The sequence below is a fragment of the Cryobacterium sp. genome (assembly GCF_025463825.1).
Taxonomy (GTDB): Bacteria; Actinomycetota; Actinomycetes; order Actinomycetales; family Microbacteriaceae; genus Cryobacterium.
In genome coordinates this window covers 1-4,760 of record NZ_JAODBG010000128.1, presented here as the reverse complement: position 1 = coordinate 4,760, position 4,760 = coordinate 1, and the positions used below count along the sequence as shown (strand labels likewise).

5 protein-coding genes are annotated in these 4,760 nt (G+C 66.8%); 2 read left to right on the top strand and 3 right to left on the bottom strand.

Features of this window, described 5'->3' with window-relative positions:
- The coding region (locus tag JWP54_RS15820) for a D-arabinono-1,4-lactone oxidase (protein WP_297373876.1) at nucleotides 1-393 on the top strand (393 nt) is incomplete at its 5' end.
- A complete protein-coding gene (locus JWP54_RS15815; RefSeq protein ID WP_297373873.1) occupies nucleotides 386-1,369 on the top strand; it encodes an aldose 1-epimerase family protein in 984 nt (327 codons plus the stop codon). The genes JWP54_RS15820 and JWP54_RS15815, both read left to right, overlap by 8 nt.
- A 27-nt stretch (nucleotides 1,370-1,396) precedes the next feature.
- Here JWP54_RS15815 and JWP54_RS15810 read toward each other — a convergent pair whose 3' ends face one another.
- From JWP54_RS15810 to infB, 3 genes are all read right to left on the bottom strand, one after another.
- Nucleotides 1,397-1,861: a DUF805 domain-containing protein gene (locus JWP54_RS15810; protein WP_297373870.1), complete on the bottom strand. Its 465-nt coding sequence runs from the start codon at nucleotides 1,859-1,861 to the stop codon at nucleotides 1,397-1,399.
- Nucleotides 1,862-2,032: 171 nt separating this feature from the next.
- Nucleotides 2,033-2,569 (bottom strand): 30S ribosome-binding factor RbfA, encoded by a 537-nt coding sequence (gene rbfA / locus JWP54_RS15805; RefSeq protein ID WP_297373867.1) that lies wholly within the window; start codon nucleotides 2,567-2,569, stop codon nucleotides 2,033-2,035.
- Nucleotides 2,570-2,779: 210 nt separating this feature from the next.
- Nucleotides 2,780-4,760: translation initiation factor IF-2 (infB, locus tag JWP54_RS15800; protein ID WP_297373865.1), on the bottom strand; the 1,981-nt coding region annotated here is incomplete at its 5' end.

Sequence of the window (4,760 nt, the reverse complement as noted above, 5' to 3'; positions counted from 1 at the left end):
GAGTACCTCATTCCGGCCGAACATGCCGTCGCCGCGATCACCGCCCTGCGTGCGATCGGCGACCGGATCGCCCCGCTGCTGCACATCTCCGAGCTGCGCAGTGTGGCCGCAGACACCGCTTGGCTCAGCCCGAGCTACGCCCGCGACTCGCTCGCCATCCACTTCACCTGGAAACCGCTCCCGGCCGAGATCCTCACGGTGCTGCCCCTCATCGAGCACACCCTGGAACCCTTCGCGCCGCGCCCGCACTGGGGCAAGGTCGCCACGATGTCCCCGGCCCGGCTGCGCCGCGCCTACCCCCGCCTCGATGACTTCGCGGCGCACGTGCGGCGGGTCGACCCGGCCGGCCGCTTCGAGAACGTCTACCTGAAACGAGTACTAGCCCATGACTGACGCCGCGATCGCCGACTCCCCCGCGCAGGACGCCGCCCGCGACACGGATGCGTTCGTGCTGCCGCTGTCCGGCCTGCAGTTCACCATCACCCACGATGGCTACTCGGCCACCATCGCCAGCGTCGGTGCGAGTCTCCGCCTGCTCACCTGGAACGGCCGCGACCTGGTCGTGCCGTTCGACGCCGACGAGGTGCGCCCCGGGTACCGGGGCGCGATCCTGGCCCCCTGGCCCAACCGGGTGGTCGACGGCAGCTACACCTTCGACGGTGTGGACTACCAGCTGCCGCTGACGGAGCCCACCCGCTCCCACGCCCTCCACGGCCTGGTCTGCTGGGCGGATTGGACTCTCGAGTCGCGTTCGACCGATTCGGTGACCCTGCGCACCGTCATCGTGCCCAGCGACGGGTACCCGCACCCCGTCGCCGTCCTGGCCAGCTACCGGCTCGACGATGACGGCCTCACCACCACCGTCACCGCCGAGAACCTCGGCGCGAGCACCGCCCCGTACGGCACCGGGCCGCACCCCTACCTCGTGGCTGGCCCGGGCACCGTGGACGACTGGACGCTCGAGTTCCCGGCCGCGAGCTATCTCACCGTCACGCCCGACCGGCTCAGCCCGGTGGCGACGGTTCCCGTCGAGACCACCCCGGAGTTCGACTTCCGCTCCCCCCGCGTCATCGGCGACACCTTCATCGACCACGCCTTCACGTCGATCACCACCGATGCGGACGGCTCGGCCACCGTGATCGTGACCAGCCCGACCGGAACCGGGGTGCGCTTGAGCTTCGGCGCGGACCTACCCTGGCTGCAGGTGCACACCGCCGACCGCCCCGCTCCTGAGCGCAGCCGCATCGGGCTGGCCGTCGAACCGATGACCTGCCCGCCGGATGCCTTCTCCACCGGCGAAGACCTGGTGCGCCTGGCACCGGGCGCGACCCACTCGGCGAGCTGGACCATCGCCGCCACCGAAGCCTGACCCGCCCTCGCACCGTCGGGCGCCAGGCTAGACGTCGAACCGGGCGCCTTCGGGCTTCGAGGGCAGCAGCGTGAGAATGAACAGGATCAGACCACCGACGCCCGGAACCAGGACGATGAGGATGAACAGAGCGGAGAAGTTGCCGTCGTGCAATCGGCGAGCCGTGAGAGCCAGCCCAGGGATGAGGGTGGCCAGCCCGTAGAGCGAGATGAGCACCACCACCACGATTGCTCCACCCGAGGGCGGCGCGACGGTGCCGTCCACCGACACCTGCGGGGTACCGCCGGCGACCAGCGCCACCATCCCGAGCGCGAAGAGCACGACGTAGTTCACCAGCGCCCACCACCAGTACTCACTCCGGCTGGCGCGCCCCGTGAACGTGGCGTACTTGGTGAAGAACCGCTTCACTGCCAGCGCGATGGGAGCACCGTAATACGCCTCGGAGAGGGGAACGCTGCCTGCGGCTGCGGTGGACTGCTGGGATGTGGCCATGACGACCCCTTCGGATCCGGACAATTGGATCGATCCTAGGGACAAATGGCCGCGTGCACCGGGGATTTCCCATAACCAACGGGTGTGTTCCGGAATGTTTCACCAACCAGAAACCTCCGGGACCCGTGCGGGACGTCGGAGGTTTCGGATGGCGGGCCTGGCCCGTGGGCGTTACGCCTGGCCGGCGTCCGGTTCGGTGTCGGCGACGTGCCGGCCGGTGGGTGCGGGCGCGACCTCCACCTCGTCTTCGTCGCTGTCGTCGTCCTCGTCGTCGTCTTCCTCCGCGTACTCGCGCGGCTTCACGTACGGGTCCTCGTCGCCTGCGTATACGGCGGCGCGGGCCAGCTCGCCGACCTGACTGTCGCGCTCACGTGCTTCACGCAGCAGGTCGTCGATGAGGGCGGCGTTTTCCGGGATGCCGTCGGCAATGAACTCGATCGACGGGGTCAGCCGGGCGGTGATGTTCTTGCCGACCTCGCTGCGCATCATGCCGGTGGCGGCCTTCAGCGCTGCGGCGCTGTCCTTGCGCTCCTCGTCGGAGCCGTAGACCGTGTAGAACACCGAAGCGTGCTGCAGGTCACCGGTGACCTTGACGTCGGTGATGGTCACGAAGCCGAGCCTCGGGTCGCGGATGCCGCGTTCGAGCCGCTTGGCCACGATGACCTTGATGCGGTCCGCCATCTTTCTCGCGCGCGCCGGATCTACCATGTCGAACTCCTCATGAACCTATAAATTTCGGGGTACTTCAAACGCTCTCAAGTCCTCCCCCACCATCGCTTGAAGGTTGGTGTCTCGAGGAGTGAGGTCGTAGCTTGATCCCCCCCCTGCATTCAATCAACACAGTAGGGAATCGGGGTAGGGGCCCCGCTCTCTTCCCTTTAGGGGGGATCAAGCGGAGACCCGTACCACCGAGAGGTATTAACCTCTTGGCTTTTCCTTCAATTCGATCGTCTCGATCTCATCGCCGATCTGGATGTCATTGAACTTACCAAGCCCGATACCGGCCTCGAAGTCCGTACGGACCTCGGTGACGTCATCCTTGAAGCGACGCAGCGATTCGATGGCCAGGCCGTCGCCCACGACGATGCCGTCGCGGATGACCCGTGCCTTGGCGTTTCGCGTAATCGTTCCCGACCGCACGATGACTCCGGCGACGTTTCCGAACTTCGAGGAGCTGAAGACCTCGCGGATCTCGGCGATACCACTCTGCACTTCTTCGAACTCGGGCTTGAGCATTCCGGTGAGGGATGACTCGATGTCCTCGAGGGCGTTGTAGATGACGGAGTAGAAGCGCACGTCCACGCCTTCACGAGCCGCACGTTCGCGCGCCTTCGTGTCGGGGCGGACGTTGAATCCGATGATGATGGCGTTGTCGACGGTGGCGAGGTTGACGTCGCTCTCCGTGACCGCACCGACACCACGGTGGATGATGCGCAGCTGAACTGAATCGTCGACCTCGATCTTGAGCAGCGACTCTTCCAGGGCCTCAACGGCACCGGAAACGTCACCCTTGATGATGAGGTTGAGCGATTCGACCTTGCCCTCTTCGAGCGCGCGGGTGAAGTCCTCGAGGCTGATGCGCTTGCGGGCCTTGGCCAGCAGGGCGTTGCGCTCGGCGGCTTCACGCTTCTCGGCGATCTGACGCGCGGTGCGGTCTTCCTCGATGACGAGGAAGGTGTCACCGGCGCGGGGAACGCTCGAGAGGCCCTGAACCTGGACCGCACGGGACGGTACCGCGGCGAGCACGGCGTTGCCGTTCTCGTCGGCCATCGCACGGACCCGGCCGTAGGCCGTACCGGCGACGATCGAGTCGCCGACCTTCAGCGTGCCCGACTGGATGAGCACGGTGGCAACTGCACCGCGACCCTTGTCGAGCTTGGCCTCGATGGCCACACCGCGGGCGTCCTTGTTCGGGTTGGCGCGCATGTCCAGGCCGGCGTCGGCGGTGAGCAGGACGGCGTCCAGGATTTCCTGGATGCCGACCTTGTTCTTCGCCGACACGTCGACGAACATGACGTCCCCGCCGTATTCTTCGGCGACGAGACCGAACTCGGTGAGCTGCTGGCGCACCTTCTGCGGGTTTGCACCCGGCTTGTCGATCTTGTTCACTGCGACCACGATCGGCACGTTGGCGGCCTGCGCGTGGTTGAGCGCCTCAATCGTCTGCGGCATGATGCCGTCATCGGCGGCGACCACGAGAATCGCGATGTCGGTGACCTGCGCACCACGAGCACGCATGGCGGTGAACGCCTCGTGACCGGGGGTGTCGATGAAGGTGATGGCGCGTTCGATGCCCTCGTGCTCGGTGACGACCTGGTAGGCGCCGATGTGCTGGGTGATGCCACCGGCTTCACCGGCAGCGACCTTGGCGTTACGGATGGCATCGAGCAGCGCGGTCTTACCGTGGTCGACGTGACCCATGACGGTGACGACGGGAGGACGGACCTCGAGCTCTTCGTCGGTCTCGTCGGCCAGCTCCTGGTCGATGTCGATGTCGAAGGCGAGCAGGAGTTCGCGGTCCTCGTCGTCGGGCGAGACCATCTGGATCTTGTAACCCAGTTCGCTGCCCAGCACGTCGAAGGTGGCCTCGTCGAGCGACTCGGTCGCCGTGGCCATTTCACCGAGGTGGAACAGCACGGTGACCAGGTTGCCCGGGCTCGCGTCGATCTTGTCGGCGAAGTCGGTGATCGAGGCGCCGCGGCGCAGACGCACCACGGTACCGCCGTCGCCGCGGGGGACGCTGACGCCACCCAGCGACGGGGCTTCGCGCAGTTCGAATTCAGCCCTCTTCGTACGCTTCGACTTGCGTGCCTTGTTCTTGCCGCCTCCGCGTCCGAACGCACCAGCTGTTCCACCGCCGGTGCCACGGCGACGGCCGCCGGCGCCGCCGCCGCCGGCG

What these genes read in the sequence shown, in the direction of transcription:
- JWP54_RS15815 (WP_297373873.1), top strand. Translation starts at nt 386, where the DNA reads ATGACTGACGCCGCGATCGCCGACTCCCCCGCGCAGGACGCCGCCCGC.
- JWP54_RS15810 (WP_297373870.1), bottom strand. Translation starts at nt 1,861, where the DNA reads ATGGCCACATCCCAGCAGTCCACCGCAGCCGCAGGCAGCGTTCCCCTC.
- rbfA (WP_297373867.1), bottom strand. Translation starts at nt 2,569, where the DNA reads ATGGTAGATCCGGCGCGCGCGAGAAAGATGGCGGACCGCATCAAGGTC.